The 18,024-nt window shown below is 59.0% G+C and carries 7 protein-coding genes; 1 reads left to right on the top strand and 6 read right to left on the bottom strand.

Annotated elements, in window-relative coordinates; genetic code table 11:
- Window positions 1–19: 19 nt before the first annotated feature.
- The 6 genes from PH552_RS22255 to PH552_RS22230 form a co-directional block, all read right to left on the bottom strand.
- Window positions 20–793, bottom strand: a complete 774-nt coding sequence (locus PH552_RS22255) for an HNH endonuclease (protein WP_285166301.1) — start codon at window positions 791–793, stop codon at window positions 20–22.
- On the bottom strand, window positions 790–2,649 hold the full coding sequence (locus PH552_RS22250; RefSeq protein ID WP_285166300.1) for a chromosome segregation protein SMC: 1,860 nt from the start codon (window positions 2,647–2,649) through the stop codon (window positions 790–792). Before PH552_RS22250 ends, PH552_RS22255 begins: the two co-directional genes overlap by 4 nt.
- A gap of 106 nt (window positions 2,650–2,755) precedes the next feature.
- Window positions 2,756–7,276 (bottom strand): Eco57I restriction-modification methylase domain-containing protein, encoded by a 4,521-nt coding sequence (locus tag PH552_RS22245; RefSeq protein ID WP_285166298.1) that lies wholly within the window; start codon window positions 7,274–7,276, stop codon window positions 2,756–2,758.
- On the bottom strand, window positions 7,276–10,062 hold the full coding sequence (locus PH552_RS22240) for a DEAD/DEAH box helicase (RefSeq protein ID WP_285166297.1): 2,787 nt from the start codon (window positions 10,060–10,062) through the stop codon (window positions 7,276–7,278). The genes PH552_RS22245 and PH552_RS22240 overlap by 1 nt, the downstream gene beginning before the upstream one ends.
- Complete coding sequence (locus PH552_RS22235) at window positions 10,062–15,209, bottom strand: DEAD/DEAH box helicase (RefSeq protein WP_179613296.1); 5,148 nt, start codon at window positions 15,207–15,209, stop codon at window positions 10,062–10,064. The genes PH552_RS22240 and PH552_RS22235 overlap by 1 nt, the downstream gene beginning before the upstream one ends.
- Before the next feature lie 127 nt (window positions 15,210–15,336).
- Entirely contained in the window at window positions 15,337–16,467 is a 1,131-nt protein-coding gene (locus tag PH552_RS22230; protein WP_179613297.1) for an RHE_PE00001 family protein, read from the bottom strand.
- Between the two features lie 400 nt (window positions 16,468–16,867).
- On the opposite strand from PH552_RS22230, the gene PH552_RS22225 reads away from it, so the two are divergent.
- Window positions 16,868–17,785, top strand: coding sequence for a recombinase family protein (locus tag PH552_RS22225; RefSeq protein ID WP_097607869.1), 918 nt, complete (start codon window positions 16,868–16,870; stop codon window positions 17,783–17,785).
- The last annotated feature ends 239 nt before the right edge of the window (window positions 17,786–18,024 follow it).

Raw genomic sequence — 18,024 nt, 5'->3', positions numbered from 1 at the left:
ACGTGTTCGCACGCGGCAGCTATTGGTTCCAGACTTCATGTCTGTGATAATCGAGAAAAGGTTGATGTTCGTCTCGTAGATCGATTGACTTTGAGGCGCTGATACAAAGTTGGGCCTGCGCCTGTACGTCGAGTTTAGCAGATGGAAGGACTTTTCCATTCCTGTCGAATGTGACCAACCCCGCGTCGAACGCAGCATCCCAAAGCGCCGAGAGCAAAAGTCCGTTGTGTACGTCAAGCCGCTGAGCGTTTGTCGCGCAGTCAGACCACGGCCTTATGTGTGAGGCTCTCAGGAGACTCGGATTTGAAATTCCGGTCAACGGGCAGGTTCCGTTCCAGTATTCCATCAGGGCATCGCGAAAAATGTCCTGTCCGATCCTGAATTTTTGTGCACGTTCGCCTTCAGTCTCGCCGATCCCCGCTACAGCCCGTTCATATTTCTCAAGAGGGAAGTTAGGCAAGCTAACTGACAGACGGTACACCGCTTGGACTCCTGCATGCAGCTCGTCACGCGTGGCAAACATGAAGCTCCCTGCGTGCCCTTTAGCGCAGGGAGCTGCAGCTTGAGCGTCCAGCGCTCGTACCACTTCTGGCAACATCAAGGACAGAAAGAAAGGACCAGACGCGCTCGCGGCAGCCAGTCCGATCTCCCCCGGCGCACTGGCTGATCGGAAAAAGATCCATCCACCGGCCTCTTCAGGACCAATGCGGTAGCCATGTTCGTTCGCGGCATCGCGCAGCTCAGAGAAAAGGACGAATGGATAAGCTGCAAGACGCCGTTCGGTGCTTGTCATAAGTCGACTCCGAGCAAGCGCTGCGTGGGTGGATCGCCATGCAATTTTAACTGCAAGTACGGACGTTCCCTGAACTCGGTTGGCGGCGCCGTTGTTGTCGTTACGATGTACTGAAACAGTGGCTTCCCGCCGACGCGCTCCAAATCCTGAACGATATCAAAGAGCCGTCCATAAATGGACAAACCGAGGTCGGCCTCACGTGGGCTGTCGTGAAGCAGAAATGACGGCACACGCGTTCCGCCTTCGATACTGACGCACATCGCAGCGAGGTCGAAAGCCAGAACCTTGAGAGAGTCTATCGCGGCTGTCCTTCGGTCGCCTCCCATGTCTACCGACAGATCAAGCCCATTCCCGCTAAGGGTGATCCGCCCCTTTGCATCGTGGCCGACCAACCGTCGGACGATCGGGTCGAACTTCTCGCTCAGGCGTCCGAAAATGCGGGCCTGTTTGTCGCGAAAGGCACCCAGCCGCTCTCTCTCGATCTCAAGTTTCGTGCCCAGTTCACGTAGGCGCTTGAAACCGGCCTCCTGCGTTTCGAAGAGTTCGGCCAGGCGCTCAACATCGTCTTGGAGCCTGCGGGCTGTATACCAAGTGGACTCTCGGTCATCGCGGGCCTTCTCGATGTTCGTAACGTGATCGACGGATCGATCGAATTGCTGCTTGGCCAGAGCAATCTGCGGCACGAGCCGCGTCTGCTCTTGCCGCAGATCTTCAACTCGCTTCGCTTGGGCGTCGTGATCCGCCTGTCGTTGATTCCAACGCTGCCGGCACGCGTCGGCATCGGGAATTTTGTGCGAGAGCTTGCATCCCTCTGCCAAGGCTCGGTCGATGGAGACTTCACATATCGGGCAGATCGGACTTTCAGCCTCGATTTTCGAATAGGAAAGTCCCGGCAATTCTCCCCGTATCATCGCCAATGTGCGTTCTTCGGCGGGAATCAGCGCCCCGATCCGAATAAGTTCGCCGTCGAGGCGCGCCCATTCATTTCTCGCCGTTTCTCGTTGCTCGCGTGCTGCGACGAGTTCGGCGTCGCCTCCAGTTGGAATCTTGCTTGCCGACGCCAAACGCGCGCTGGCGGATCTGCGCATGATGTCGATCAGCAATGGCATCTCGGGAAGCGACTGACTCTCAAGGTCGAGACCCGTAACTAGGCGCGCTTGCGTGCGCTCAATTTCCCACCGGCGATGGCCAATCTCTTGATCCAGAACTCGGCGCTGCTCGCTGAGGCTATTCACTTCGGCACGCGTGGCTTGTTCCTCAGGCGTGATCGCCATCAGGAATGAACGAAGCGCCTCAAGCCTTGGTCCCTTCTCCTGTCCGCTCGCGGGCATTGGTGAATCGGAATCCGACGTCGGCGACCGCCAGTCCAAGATATCGTCAAATCGACATTCTTGGTCTCGCGTGAGCCATGCGAGCGCGATCGGCCAAATCGCTCCACTCGCCTGCGGGCGAACCAACTGGGCAAGTGCAGTAGTAATGATTTGCTGGTCTATCGCTTCGATGAACGGCTCCATTCCCGTTGAAGCGCCTTCACCAGCGGCAATCTCCTCGAGATTTCCACCAGGAACTGCCATGTGTCTGCGGCGCAGGCCGAGCGGGCGCACGATCGCCCAGCAGACTCCATCAAGCACGACCTCGGCACCAACGATGCCATTCAGGAACGCGGTGCCAATCCGATCTCGCTGCTGCTCGGTGGCGAAGCGATCCTCACCAAGGCAATAGCGGACCAGCCGGCAGAAAAGCGTTTTGCCACTGCCATGCCCGACGGCATTTGTTTGACCTGCCAAAGCGGCATCATCTGCTCCATCAGGTGACCAGACGATGTTCAGGCCCGGCCGAAGCTCGATGTCCCGCACTTTCTCCCCGCCGGGCTCCTTCCATATGACAAGTCGCCGAACCCAAAGCCGCGGCCCTTCTAATCCTTCAGCAGGGCTTACCGTCAGAAGCTGCGGGGTGAGAAGGTCAGGCTGCTGCGGCATTGATCACCCACTGCTGTATGTCAGCGGGCAGCGAATCCACCGCCGCGTCTAGGTTGATGTTCTCCAGCGCACCGAACACGAACCCCGCGCGACCGTCAGGCCATCCGGAAGTGTCGATGGCGTCCAAACCAGGGCCAGATGCCCATGTCCCGAGATCGAGATTCTCCACCAATCGCCCGTTGCCGCGGTGATTTCGCAGAGCGCTACCCCACGCTGTGTTGTTCCTCGCTACGAATGTAGCGACATTGCTGGCAAGAGGATCGACCTCTGCCCCGACCAGGCGGCGCCATTCTGCGGCTTTAGCGGCCGGCAGCAGCGGAACGAGTAGCCGCGGCTCCATGACGAACGCGGCAGCTAAACGAACATCGTGGAAAGGCTTCGCGCCGACCATCGCCTTGAGAACGGCAGCGAATATGGCACCGACATCGCCGGCCTGAGACGGCTCTGGCCGAGCCCAAACTCCGTCAGCCAGCAAGGCCTCACCGAACGGGGCTGAATGGCAACAGCTCGGATCAGCAGGAGCAGGTGTCAGCCTAGTTTGATATGGTCTTCCAGAGGATATGGCCGCTTCCATTTCGTCGTAAATCTCAAGCACTGTCCTCTCGGTACGCCGATCCCCTCCAAACCGGCTTTCTTCCTTGCGACTCAAGACGGAGAATGCCTCCAACATATACTTTACTGCTTCGCGCGGACTCGCAAACGATTGATCCTCGCCTTTTCCCCAATCCTCCGGCGCGCCAAGAATTAAGTGAAAGAATGCAGCGTCGATTTCACAGCGGAGCCAAAAACGTCGACTTTCATCCCATTTATACGGCGGCGTATGCCGCCCGACCTCTTTCGCAAACTTTGCCAAATCCCATGACACGTACAGAAGTTCTATCACACGATCTTCGAACCAATCTGTGTCCTGCAGAACCCCATTCGCGAATTCTTGGATCCTCGCTCTGGATGGCATCGGCAGGGTCGCCAATATGCCTTGGGTGAGATGATTACTCGACACCTTTAGCTTAGCAAAAAAGTCGACCACCAATGATGATAGCGCGCCAACCAATAGCACTGCATCTTTGGCGGACGAAGATCTAAGGTAAATCGATGGCAAGCTTCGAGTTAAACCGGACAGAGGAACGATGCTTGCTATTGTCGTCCGTTCATTGGTTGCACTGGTAACATCACAAAAGACCAACTCCCAATCACCTTGGCGTTTGCCGAACCGGCGCTGTCTCACGGCGTCTTCGCGAAGCCAAAATTGAGGAGCAGCAAAGCGGTCGGGAGAAGTTTTCTCCTCGTCGGGTATTGGTCGTTCCTGCGCCTGCCGTGCAGCGTTGGCAGGGTTGATATAAATATCGGCTTGGCGATGGTCGAGAATGCCGACCATCTTACCCTCGTACACCGGTACGAGCACCTCTCCGGTTGAAGTTACGATCTGGTTGTCCGACGTATGGCGAGCACCTGGTAGCGTGCGGATATCTACCGGACTGAAGGCATCGTCTGAAGATGAGAACATCAACCGCGGCGTATAGCTCCAATCCTCGTGGTCACTAAGCTGACCGTGCCGGTTACTTGCCAACACCAACAAATCGAGATCAGCCTGTCGACGAAACTGTGGAAGAGCAAGATCGTCCGGGCTGAAATTAACAAGATCATCCAGCGTGAGAGCGATGACCCGACTATCCTCCTGAAGCTCGGAAACGTCCGCCAACCAACAGGCAGTAACGAACCTTTCCTCAACCTGTTTTCTCAAAGAAATGAGCGTGAACTTTATTCTTGAGTCGATTCCCGGAAATAGCCGACCGCTGTTCTCAAAATCGTATACCGCCGATACGTATCCGTTTTTAACGAGACTATGCCAAAGCGGCCTCTCATAGGCATTGGTCGTAAGCCCGCTTGGGATAACCATCCCGAGCCGCCCCGTTTTCGTCACCGCGAAGAAGCTATTCTCTAGAAACAACTTGTAGTAGTTAAGGCGTCCGTTCGCTCCGTTTGGAAATCGAGTTGAGCCTGTAAAAAAGGAGCGACTGGCTGCGTAGCTGCGGGTATGTTGAAGCCACTCGCGGTGTGCGCGAGGATCGCTTTCGGCCAAAGCAGCAATCATCTGTCGCCGCTTTTGAGCAGAGGTCTCGGCAGCTATCTCGGGAATGCGAGAGACGAAGAATTCTCGGTCATCGACCTCGGGCATTTCCCAAGGCGGATTGCCGATAACTACATCGAAACCGCCACGGCCCATGATATCTGCGAACGCGATGGGCCAGTGAAAGAAACGATTTTGTCCGGCGAGAGCTGTAGCAGAAGCGGCGAGCGCATCGAACGGCGCTCGCCCACGCAATAGCTCCCAGATAGTGCCGGATGTGGCGACCAGTTCCGTGCCACGCTTTGGGCGTCCATCTAGCCCAACATGTTGCTCGTGCTGCGTTTTGGGGACGAAAAAGGCCGACGTCCATAGATCGCAGGCGAACTCAACCGTCCAAGCCGCGGCTCCATGCTTCATAAGCGCCTCGAAGCGCGACCGCTTCTCACCAATCTGGTCGACCGTTTCTTCGGGCATCGCTGCTAGTGCTGAAAGGTCGCGAGCCAGGTCCTTTTGTCGATTGAATTCGAAGCCACTTGCAATCTGATCACGTTCAGACAACTCGCGCCGATTTTTTCCCTTGTAGTAATTTACGATCTCGCGATCGTCGCCATTCAGAGGTTTGTATGCATCCTCGGGAATACCCTCTTTCAGCACGGACAGATCGAAGACACCGACAAGACTATCTCCGCACCGTATATGACTGTCGAGGAAAGTAAGTGGTTTGCCTGGCTCAACGGCTTCGATCCACAAAGCCACCTTCGCCAGCTCCACGGCCATGGGATTGCGATCAACCCCATAAATGCAGTGGCGTACTACATCCCGCATCGCGGCGGGATAATCGGGGGCTTCAGTGTCGCGGAGCAGCGCGATGCGTGTCGCGATGCGTCGCGCTGCTCCCAAGAGGAAGTGGCCTGAACCGCAAGCCGGATCAATGACAGCGAGCTTCAGGATTCTTTCCACTCCCCCTTCTGCCTCGGCTTGGTCTATCACCGGGTTGAGAGTGCTATCCAACAACGTCTGAACAAGGCTGTCCGGGGTATAATAACTGCCGCTTTTCTTCCGTGCGTTACCACGCGCCTCATTACCGCCGGCAAAGCAGAAGCGGCGCCCGTTGTCTTCACGCGAGGGGGTAAGCTCAAGCAGGCCTTCATAGACCGATCCCAACTCCTCGGTGGCCATATCCCGCCAGTTTATCCGGACGCGACGACCATCTTCGATCAACCAGCTTAGATGAAAGACAGCGCGCAAAAACGCCCTGTTGGAAAGCTTCGCAACATCGAGATCTGGAGTTTGCCCACCCGCAAAAAGACCTCCCAATGGAGGCAAACCCAAGATCCTTTCGCCGCGACCTAATCCCAGAAAAACAATCTTTACTCCTTCCCAGACGTCATGATGATGATCGTGCGCCGAACGGCGGGCAGATCGTTCGCGTAAGGAGCTGAATCCGTACGCCGAAGCATACAGGTCACGAGAGGAAGCCGGCGCGTCCGGGCTATGCAATAAATCTCTGTCTTCCGATACCGCTAGGAAGATTAACCTATAAACAATGCGGAGAATCTGCTCGAACAACGCATGAATACTGAGTTGATCGTCATCAAGCTTCGATCTGAGAGCAGGATTTGAGTCGAGGAAACCCTGTCCCAAGGCAAGCAGCGCCTCCTCCACACTTTCGCCCAGTCGTTCCCGCGCGGCGGTGCCGGCCCTCAATCCGGCTTCCCGCCATCGCTCTAACCAAGAACCGGACGCCGGTGTGTGATCACCGCCAAAACGCGTGGCATGCAGGAGTAGCCACGTTGCAGTGAAATCAGCGAACATCTCATCCCGGAAAATTGCTCCGAGATCGACCTCGATAAATGCTGGTCGAGTGAAGCTGGCATTGTCCCGCATAAGGCGGACTCGGTCCCCAGCAAAGACGAGACCCCACAGAGAGTCAGGATTGGTGTTCAACCAGTCCTGGAGCAGCACGCTAGGAGAACGCCGTGGAATCGTGCCCCCATGATCGTCGCCAAGTTGCGGAAGCGCTTTGGTGAAGGCATCCGCTTCCGAAGATGGTGCAGCAACAACTACCGGTACGCGACCGCCCTTTGCCTCAAGGGTAATGCGGAATGTGTGGCCATCACGCTCGTGAATGTTTGGACCGCGCAGATCTTCGAATCCGAATGCTTGCTCAAGCACGCTTTTGGCGAAGGCTACTGTCTGACTCTCGGTCGGGGCAGCCAATCTGGCATAGACCTGCCAATGGGCCTGCCCAATCCTGAAATATCGAGTGATTTCGTCTCGAAGGTTCGTTCCTTTGGGACAGCCATAATCCGCAGCCGCTTTCTGGTCGGGAACAGTTGCCGCGATAGCGGCAACTTGATCGGGAGAGATAAGGCCTCCTTCGATTAAGACAGCGGTAAGACCTATATCCGCAACGCGCTTGAGGTGCCGGGCCATTATTCGTCCTCCGGGAGGAGAACGTAGAGGCCAATAATATCCGCTGGCAAAGCGGGCACGACCTCCACCGTCGCACCGCCTCGTGCGGCCTCCGTCAAGCGAAGATGATCGTCGGAAAGTGCTGCACCACGCTCGGCCGCAAAGGCCGCTATCGCGGACTCATAATTTGCCAATCGCTCGCGAGCCCGCTGAAGCTGACGCCCAACAGCTTGATCATCAAGATTCCCCGATGCCTCCGCCTCGAGTAGATCAAGCGCCGCCGGCCCTTTCAGTAACGAGACCGGAGATAATCCCCCAAAAGCGAGACCTGTGGCCTCCTCCGCCAGCAACATTCGATTTAGGCGACCACTCGTTATTAGTTTGAAGCGATTGCGCAACATCAGCAACGTCGTCATCTGAGCGACCTTGCGCGTGCGCCAAACGCCGCACCGGCCAAGCGGCCGGAATGCTGCCCCCTCCGGATCAAGCGCTCCCTCGGCCAGGCTTTCCGCCAAGCTTGCAACGAGTGGGTGAACCCGACCGAGATGTGTCACACCTGGGGCAGGATCGTCCTCGAACCCAACTCTCCGCGTGCCACGAAACCCGCGCGCCTCCAGGCGCTCCTTGATAGCGTCGGGCATGGCGTGAAAATGAACGAGATGATGCTGTCCAGCCTTCTCCAGAGGCGCGCCCACGCGCTTCAAAGCACGCTCGGTGAAGCGTGCGACTTCAGTCGGGCCGCCGTTTAGCGCGCGCATCTGCCGCCATTCCGGCAGCACCTCATCGGGCTTCAACGCACCTTGCGCATAGCGCGCGCGGCTTGCTTTCGCATTTTCCTCGGCGTCGCGCCATTTGCTGTCGAGCCGTTCGCTCGAAAGGCCGAAATCGAAGGCCAACTGCTCTCGATGTCCGCCAGCCCGAAGCATGAGCGCTTGCATCAGTGCGGAGGTCACGCCTTCGCTGTCTTCAGGCATCGGCACCGAAATGCCTGTCGCCTTACGAATAGCGTCCGCTTTTCGCAGGATGACCTGCAAGACGGCGCCATCGATCGCGCTGTTGTCGCCAAAGATCGTCACTGAGCGGACCACAGGCGAACGCTGGCCAAATCGATCGACGCGCCCCTCGCGCTGCTGGTGACGGGTCGGATTCCAGCTTAGATCGTAATGAACTACGGCGTCGAACAGTGCTTGCAGATTGATGCCCTCGGACAGGCAGTCGGTCGCGACGAGGATTCGACTCTCGGAATCCTCCAGCTGATCGATGCGAGTTCGCCGCTCTTCGGGCGGCAGGCGCCCTGTCACGACTGCCAGGTCAGCCTTTGGCCAAGCACGCTTAATCTCCTCGCCCAACGCCTCCGCCGTTGCGATGAACCGGCAAAAGACGACCGGCTTGGCCCCTTCCTGAAGCAGCCCTTTCAGAACCTTGAGAAGCCGCGCCACCTTAGGATCCTCGCGGCGACGGCCATCAAGGGATTCAGCAATCGCAACCAACTCGGTGAGTTCGCCGCGCTCTTCGGCACTGTCGCTGGCGGTACCGGGCTCCACGTCACCCTGGTCGAGCAGGCCTTCGTCTTCGTCGAAGACAACGGGCTGCATCGCCTCTTCGTCGGCCACACCGGACAAGCGATTGCGCAGTGCATTGATCGCGGCTGCCGGCGAGGAGCCGACGCATCGCATGAGCGCCAGCGTTCCCCAAAAAGCAAGCCGTCGGCTGCGCTGGTCAGCACCGGCACGCTGCGTAACAGCGAGACAATAATCAAGGACGCGATCATGGAAGGCGCCAAACTCGCCGCTGAGACTAAAAGGCTCATCCTTCACCTGGTGAACAGGGAAGGTCCGATTCTCGTGCCAACCGGCCTCCGTGATATCGGGCCGGCGCCGCTGGACATAATGTTGAGCAAGGCGGCGTGCATATCGCGTGCGCGCATTCTCATCGCCTTGGGGACCTCCCGCGAAGTCCGGACTAATGAGGCCTAGCAGACGATCGAATGCCGCTTCATCACCACTGTGCGGCGTTGCCGTCAGCAGCAGCATGTGGCGTTCCTCATCGGAGGCGAGGCGTTCGAGAAGCTCGAAACGCTGATGTCTGCCGCGATCTCCGCCGATACAGGCATGCGCTTCGTCAACGATCACAAGGGACGGGCACGCCCGGGCAAATTCGTCGCGACGGCTGTCGGCCTTGATATAGTCGAGGCTGACGACAGTGTGCGGATAGGCCTCAAAGAGGCTTTGAGCGGCGGGAAGACCCCGCTCCAGGCTGCGCGCCCTAGCCGAGGTCACGGCCACGGCGTCAATGTCGAACTTCTCCGCGAGCTCACTTACCCATTGCTCGACGAGATGGGGCGGACACAACACGGAGAAGCGGTCGATCAGACCACGGTCGAGCATCTCGCGGACGATCAATGCCGCCTCGATCGTCTTGCCGATCCCCACGTCGTCGGCGATCAGCAACCGCACCACCGGGAGCTTTAAGGCCATCATCAGGGGGACAAGCTGATAGGCGCGTGGCTCCACGCCGAGATGCGCGGCGCTTCGGAACGGGCCGGCGCCTCGGCGAAGCGACAGACGTAGCGCATCCGCTAGCAACCGCGCACCGTCCTGGGTGTCTCGCCGCTCGGGTGTTGGCGGAGCAAATCGCGCAGGCCTGACGGGATTAACTTCAAGCGCGAGCGCAATCCGTTGCGCATCAGCCTCCGAACCCGACAAGGGCCGCACATTGAGGATGTCGTCATCCGGAGACGGAAGTACGACCCATTCGCGTCCCCGCGCCTCGACAAGATCCCCCGGTGAAAATCTGACCGCTTCCACTACGCCGCCCCCAACAACTCAACCAATTCCCTCGGCGCGGCATCGCCAGGCACCTCGGGAAGCTCGACGACATCCACCCCCAACTCGGCGCATGCCGCAGCAAGCCCGTCCGGTACACGACCTGACACCGCGAGTACCTGAAAGCTTGGCCAATAAAGCTCGTATAAAGTACCGTCGACCTTGCGCGGGGATGGTACCGGCAATCCCCATCGGCCTATTGCACCAAGCCACCCCCTTGCGGCCTCCACCGGCTCTGCCTGCACGATCTCAGGATCCGCAAGCTGGCAGAGAAAGGCCGTGACCTCCGCGTCGCGACGATCGATCAGATTATGGTCGGGTTGATTGAAGTAGGAGAGCAGGCAGCGATAACAGCCAGCGACGCAAGCATCCGACCGCTCCTCGAGGCCAGCCCCATCCGGCGCGAAATCATAGTGCATGAGATCCAGCGCCTGACGGGCGATCTCTGCCGTTCGGCGCGGATCGGAGACAAGGCGGTTCAGAACACCTGCTCCTCCCTCGGTCGCCTCGTAAAGCAGGATTGCCTTGCGGTCGTCGCGCTCCGGCAACGGCTCGCCCAAGAGTTCGCCTTCTTCAAGCTCGGCAACAATCTGGATGCCTCGCAGAAGAGCGTGCTGCAGGGTTGCCATCTGCCGCTCGTCAAAATTTGCAAGCGGCCGCACCAGGAGCGCGTTCTTATGGTCCTCGACGATCGGCACGATCCGCTGCGACTTCGGGATCGTGACGTCCATGTCATCATCATCCCCGCCGTTGAGCGTATCCTTTACCCATCGGCCTGACGTCGGATCGATACAGAACCCGTTTATCGACTTTGACTTCCGACGGCGAAGTCCCTTGTTGACGCGGGATAGCTTCGCGCGAGCGCCATAATCGAGAAGCAGCAACGGCCCTGCTTCCGAACGCAAGGTGAGCGTGCGGATATCGGGAACGCCCTTTTCGAATTGCCACTGGAAAACGGTCTGGATCTCAAAGCCGCGCCTTTGCCGGTCTTCGTCATTCGCCGTGATCCGAGAAGATGGCGCGGTTTCGACATTGTCGATCCGGTAGACATTGTCGAGCCGATCCACACCGGCCAACGACGCGCCGCACGCGTGGCATCGCTCGAGCTTGTCATCGGTGTGCGCCGCTCCGCATCCGCCACACAGGACGAGGCTGGTGGTTGCCAGTTTGCCATCGTCGAGGCGGCCGTGCGCCGGCAGCTTCGCACGGACAACCCGGTAGGCGCGCCCTTCGTGATAAATCAGGCTGTTGGGACCGAACTCGGAAATGGCAAGAAAACGCGGCCTTTGCAGGACGGCCGCCCGTTTGGTCGCAGGGATGAAAGCATAGAGTGGGAGACGCGGGAAATTGTATCCCGGCAGAAACCCTTCAGTCGCGAGATATCGATATGTGTAAAAGTCGGAACCGTTCGAAGCCTGTCCGCGCTCGAGCATGTCAAGTTCTTCAGTCGCCCTGAAATGACGGCGCGCGGCCTCCTTGCGTTCGCCCGGCTTGAAGGACGTCTTCTGCTGGATTTGATGCGCTTCATCCTGCTCACGGCGAGCGCTTCGGTAGAGCTCGCGCCACCGACTGAAGCTGCCTGCGAAATTCTGCGCCGCTTCCCGGTTGGTCTCATCGACGAAGGCATCGATATCAGCTAGCCAGGGCGCATCAGCCAACTCGACCGCGTTGACAGTCTGCTCAAGAAGACGCCGCATCGTGGGCTTTGCGGCTCCGCTCACGGCAAGCTTTTCAAACGCCGCTTGGATTGGCTCGGAGATCGACATCTCCGGTATCGCCATATTCAAGTTTTCAGGGATGGCTGGCTTCAGCGGCACCACGGCCGCCGCCAGCCATTCGGCATGGAGGTGGCTCCGTAGCAGATCGCGATTGGCGAGATCGAGGGCTGGCGGCTTCACCACGCCCGCGACAAGCCCTTGCCGATTGTTGAAGTAATATTGGTCATGGGGAGACTGGGCAGCACAATAGGTGACGACAAGCGCTGCTTGACCACTGCGGCCGGCGCGGCCGGCTCGCTGCACGTAATTTGCCGGTGTTGGCGGTGCATTCCGCAGAAAGACAGCGTTCAGCGCGCTGATATCAACGCCGAGCTCCATCGTCGGAGAACAGAAGAGCGCCGGGAGGAAACTGGCGGGTTCGCCTTCCTGGCGCATTTCGTCCCGGTTCTGGGCGATCCTTTCGATATCTGACTTCCCGAACCGAAACCGATCTTCGCGCCAAGCACGGACTTTCTGATCGACCTGGGCGGTGTGCTCCCGAGCCTCAAAGGCGAAGGGCAAGTTACCTTCCTGCCCAAGCATCTCGGCGACATCCTCATAGAGCGCGCGGAAGAACGGATTTTCGCGTTTCCCGTCGGCCCTCTTAGTCGCTGGAAAGAGGCGCAAAGCGGTCGATGATAGGCGCCACGCATGGGCTTCACCGCCTGTAACCACCCGCCGGACGACTTGGTGATTTTCGGCCGCACGCAGGAGCGTGGCGATAACATCGTCATACTCTTTGACAGGAAGCGGCTCCCCCCACAGATCCTTGCTGCGCAGAGCCTTGCCCAGCGCCGTTCGCCAGCCGGCTCGTACAATCAGTACATCTTCGGCAGCGCTGATCTCCGCCTTGCTCGGCGGATCAATCATCAGGAATCCGGCCTGCCGTAGTTCCTGCTCTTCGTTTTGATCGATCAGCCAGGGATCGCGCAGATGATTTCTGGACGTTTCGGCGACCTGCAATATTCGCTGGCGATCCAACGCTTCGGTGGCAATCGCAAGGCCGCGACGCATATAATCGAAAAGCAGCGTGAAGAGCCTGGCCCGCAATTGGGGCGTGCTGGCCGCCAGTCGCGGATTGCCAGCGAACTCTTCATCGTCGCCCGCCAGTTCGCCCAGTCCGGGAAACCGCACCTCCACGAGGCCAGCTTCTTCGAGATTGGGATTCGTGAAGCGCCAGCCCTTCCGAAGATCCGCCCATACGCGATGCGCCAGGATCGACGTCAACACCTCCTCGGCCGCTTGCCGGTTGTGGAATCCCTTTACGCGTGGATCGGCCATCCAATCGGAGAGCCGGTCGGATTCCTCCAGATCGAAACCAAGCGCCTTGCGAACAGCTTCCCCGAACCGAACGTCCGCCAAACCCTTCTGACCTGCGTCCCGGACGGCACGTAAGATGCCGCCACGAAGCAAGCTGACGAAAATGAAATCGTTGAAATGCCCTGCCTGTAGGGCCGCATCCTGGCGATTGTCTGTGAAGCCCAGAAGCTTGCGTGTGCTTTCCTCAAGCGTGCCGTCGGCTTCCATCCACGCCAAGATGGTTGAAACGATGAGCGTCGTCGCCGAACTGCGGCCTTCGGCCGACAGACCCGCCAGCTTGTTGATGTCACGCGCCTGTTGAGGCGGCTGATGGCGGCAATGAGGGCAGAAGCGATATTTGCCGCTGAAGAACCATGCCGGTACCCCATCGTCGCCGAGCGATCCATCAGGCTTCACCAAAAGAAGCTGGCCCTCGTGCTTGCCGCGATGTCCTCCTTTGAGGCGCTCCTGTCCGGCCGGCGTAGTCTCCTGCCAATCATCGGGATAGTCAGCGACAGCGCCCCCGAACTGGAAGTCGGCATTGACCGCGGGAACTAGGAACCCGGTTCGCGAGCCGTCTGGCTCTGGGTCCTCACTTGCCGGCTCATCGATGGCCCGCGCGAGAACGCGCATACCGTCGAGTGCATTTTCAAGACGCACGCTGTGGTGCTCCTGACCGCATTCTCGGCAAAAGAAGACTGGATATAAGCGCGCATTCGGATCGGAGGGGTTAAAGACCTGCCCCTCCAGGACGACGCGCCGGCCGGCAGCAGGCTCGATCGTAGCGTATGCATACCCCGCGCCAGAGATAAAACGATGAAGCTTGAACGCTAGAAATGCACGATCACCGGCGCCACCGCGTAGATCCTCGCGCCGCCCCATCAACGACAGCATTCCGGCAAGAGCAGTTCTGCATTCCTCTGGTGGAAGCTTCGTCTGAGCTGCGAGTTTCAAGGTCGCATCACTCAACGTCATGGGCGGTCGACGGCGCAGCTTTTCGCCTTCTACGAGTCCAACCTCGGTCTCGATCCAGCAGGCAAGCGGATTGTCGTACAGCTCCTTGTCCCCGAGGCCGGTGGGGATTGGCACGCGGACCGCATCTACGAGGGAAGCTCCCAGGTTCGTGCTGTTGATGCGGGGATCAGTCGCTCGGGCAAGATTCTCGTCGATGATCGACGTCGAACTCAGTTCCTCACCAAAGATCAGTTTGCCAACGCGAGCAACGGCACTCGCTCGCTCGATCTCGTCCTGCGCGCTCGACATCGTCGCGGACGTGCCAATGCAGAGCAGCTTGCCTTCTTTGACAAGGCGGTCCTTGACGCGACGCACCAGCATTGCGACATCCGCCCCTTGTCGGCCACGATATGTGTGCAACTCATCCAGCACCAAGAAATCCAATCCGGATGCGTTAGCCATGACAGCACGATCAAGCTCGTCCTGACGCGTCATGAGCAGTTCGAGCATCATGAAGTTCGTGAGCAAGATATCGGGCTTGGCCTTGGCGATAGCCTGTCGCTCCGCATCGCTTTCCTGGCCCGTGTAACGACCAAAGGTCGGGCGGAGCTCCTCTTCAACCCCCGAGCCGCCGATGAACTTTTCGAGTTCCTCAAGCTGGCTGTTGGCCAACGCGTTCATGGGATAAATGATGATCGCGCGTGTCCGCTGCGCCTCGCCTGCGCGCCGTGCGCGCACAACGGCATCGACGATCGGCAGGAAGAAGCAGAGCGACTTTCCCGACCCTGTACCCGTTGTTACGATGAAACTTTCACCATTTCCGGCTTTCGCGACAGCACGCTCCTGGTGGCGATGAAGCTTGATCGGTGCCCGGTCAGGACCGCTGGCGAATATCTTGCTGAGGGCGGGGTCGAGCACGCCGTGAGCGACAAGCTGATCGATAGAGTAACCAGCCTCGAAGTGCGGATTGATGGTAATGAGAGGTTCAGGCCAGAATCTCTGCTCATGGTATGCGGCATCGACTTGAGCACGGATCTCCGGCGCGTGGATCTCTGAAAACGAGCGAGCAAATGACTCATAACGTTCGATCAGCGCTTGATCGAGTCTAAAGATGTCCACCCCCGTCCCTCACCTATTCGAACGCTTCTGTCGGCTCTACTTACTACTACTGAGATTAAGTCTTTGTACAGATTGATACATCCGGGATTGCAAATTAGGACTGCATTTGAGGGTCCTCGCATTCCTATTATAGAGTCCCCCACGCCCGAAACCTCCCCCTCCCCGTCATCTCGCGCAAGCCGAGCTCCGACACGATCCGGCGCGCCGCCTGCGGCGTCACCTCCAGCGCTTTCGCCACCATCCCCGCCGAGACCAACGGCTTCGCCATCACCAGCTTAACCAGCTCCGGCAACTTTGAGGAGGTTCGCCGTCCTTCAAGTTTTCGGTCCATCATCGTCTTCGCCAGCGTCAGCCGGTCATGCTCTTTCGTGCCGATCTGGGCGGCCGCCAAAAACCCGTGGGCGATGGCCAGCAGTCGGGTCTCCCAATAGCGATGCCGGCGCCGATCGACCGGAATAGTTTTGAGGCCGAGGTTGACGGCGGCGAGATGGGCGCCGGTGGTGACGCCGGCCTGCCGCAGGAGAGAGGCGCAAAACAGCCGGCCGAGCCAGGGCGCATGCTGCAGGACGGAAAGCTCGTTCCAGGCATCGAGGGCGATGATCGCCTGCAGCACCGTCGGCAGGTTTTCAGCTTGCCGCAACACGCCACGCCATTCGTCGAGCCGGGCATCCTCGTCCCAGTCGAGATCATAGACCAGCGGATCGGCCGGAGCCCGGCCGGGCTTTTTGGCTCGTTCGATCGCAGCGTCGGAGCGCGCGAGGATCGCATCGATCGCGGCATAGTCGACGCCGGGCAGATTTTTAACGTCGTCACCATCATCCCCCTCCCCTTCCGGTTCGATCGCGACCGCCGCCCGAATAACTCCGGCCGTCGTTGCCTCGTCCCCGCCGCCCGACCCGATCTCCGAGGTTTTCCGTAGCGAGCGGATGCCGTCGGCAGAGAGCGCCCAATCAGGAGATTGGTCGGCAACCCGCCGGCGGGTGCGCAGCACGTCGCGGGCGATGGTCAGCTCATGGGTGGGTGTGCGAATATCGCGGGTGGCGTCATGGAGGACGAGATCTTCCAAGTGGACGAGTTCACCATCGATCCACAGCGAGGCGCAGGCGTCGGTATAGTGCGATCGTTCGATCCAGCCTTGCCCGACCGCCGAACGGGCGATCCGCTCGTCCAGGCGTGTCAAAGCGACACCTGCTTCAAAAGCTGGCCGCATCAGGCTCTTCAGCGGCAAATTCCCCAGATCGTAAGACATTGAAATCATGGTAAACGATTTGCTAAACGAACTCTATCTGAAAGTTATCATTCCTCACTGCGTATAGTTGCCAGTTGAAGCCATAACTTCCGATAAGTACTGCGTATCGGGGGTGTAAGACAGGCCGCAGCCTAGGTTGGCACCTCCCCTCTCGCCGGCACTACGCCAACGGCACTCTTGCCGCCAATTCGCTTCCCCTCCCCTCCTCAACTTCCCTTGCTTTCCGGCGTTTCCGCCAAGGAAGCCCGCTGGCGCACGTTTGTCGCTGCGGACGCTCCGATACCCATGCGCAGCCGCATTTCGAGTCTGGTGGGCCGTTCTCAAACAGATAAAACACGCTTGCAACTGACCGATTTCTCACGCATTCCTTATCTGTACAAATCACTTCGAACGGCCCGATAAAAGTGCGATGGCGAAGCGACAAACAGTTAACGTCCAACAGCGTGTAAAGCGGCTGATCGGCTACGCCCGCGTCTCGACGGACGACCAGGTCCACGATGCCCAGATGGACGAGTTGCAGGCCGCCGGCTGCGATCGGATCTATCAGGAGCATGGCTCCGGAGCATCGCGCGCTCGACCAGTCTTAACCCGGCTGCTCGGCGAGTTGACCGCGGGTGACATCCTCGTGGTGGTCCGCCTCGATCGTCTGGCTCGATCGGTGAGTCACCTCTTGTCCGTGATCGAGGACCTCGAGCAACGCGGCGTTCATTTTCGATCGATCCGCGATCCAATCGACACGTCGACTCCGCAGGGCATGTTTTCCCTCCAGGTTCTCGGTGCCGTCGCGCAGCTCGAGAGAGCGCTGATCGCCGAACGAACCAAAGCCGGGATCAAGGCAGCAAAAGCTCGTGGCAAGCTACCGGGCAACCCTGGTCTTCGCGAACGGCGGCCAGAAGCGATCAAGGCGGTGTCGAAGGCTCGGGAAAAACTCTATCTCGACGAGCTGATCTTATCTGCCCAAACCTGGCTTCCAACCGTCCGGCAACTTCGCCCGCAGCACAGCTGGGACAATGTCACGCGAGTCCTTAATCGCCGCGGCCATGACTGGACCGTGGAGAGGCTGCGCCGCGCCGTGCATCGTATGGTCCGCGAGAAACTGGCCGAACCCGAGCTCCTGACCCGCTCGCCTCGCCGCGCGCCAGAAGATCACCTCATGAAGCTCGTCGCGGCGATTGCTATTGCCGATCCCGATCTATCGCTTCGCGATATTGCCGCACAACTGGATCAGATGGGAGAGCGGCCGGCGCGCGGTGGGCGAAAATGGCAACCGTCCTCTGTTCGTCATCTGCTGGATGAGGCGCATCGGTTCGGTCTCATCCGTCATTGAGCGCGGGGAGCATCATCTGGCCCCTGCCGCGATTTCTTGCCCGCCCTGATTTCGGCGGGCGGCGAGCTGTCGGTATGCGGTTTCAGGGTTAAGCTCCGGGACGGACGTCACCTGCATCGGTAGAAGGGCATGAGACTTTGGGGTAGTTGGTTCAAGCTCGGACGACTCTTGGTGACGGACTTGAGGTCGATATGGCGTTGCCGTTTCAGAGGGCCCTTGGGCGACACGGCTTCTTAGAG

The sequence above is a fragment of the Rhizobium aureum genome (genome assembly GCF_030182495.1).
GTDB classification, from domain to species: domain Bacteria; phylum Pseudomonadota; class Alphaproteobacteria; order Rhizobiales; family Rhizobiaceae; genus Rhizobium; species Rhizobium tropici_C.
The sequence above is the reverse complement of the archived record's forward strand: the minus strand, read 5'-3'. Positions and strand labels throughout refer to the sequence as shown.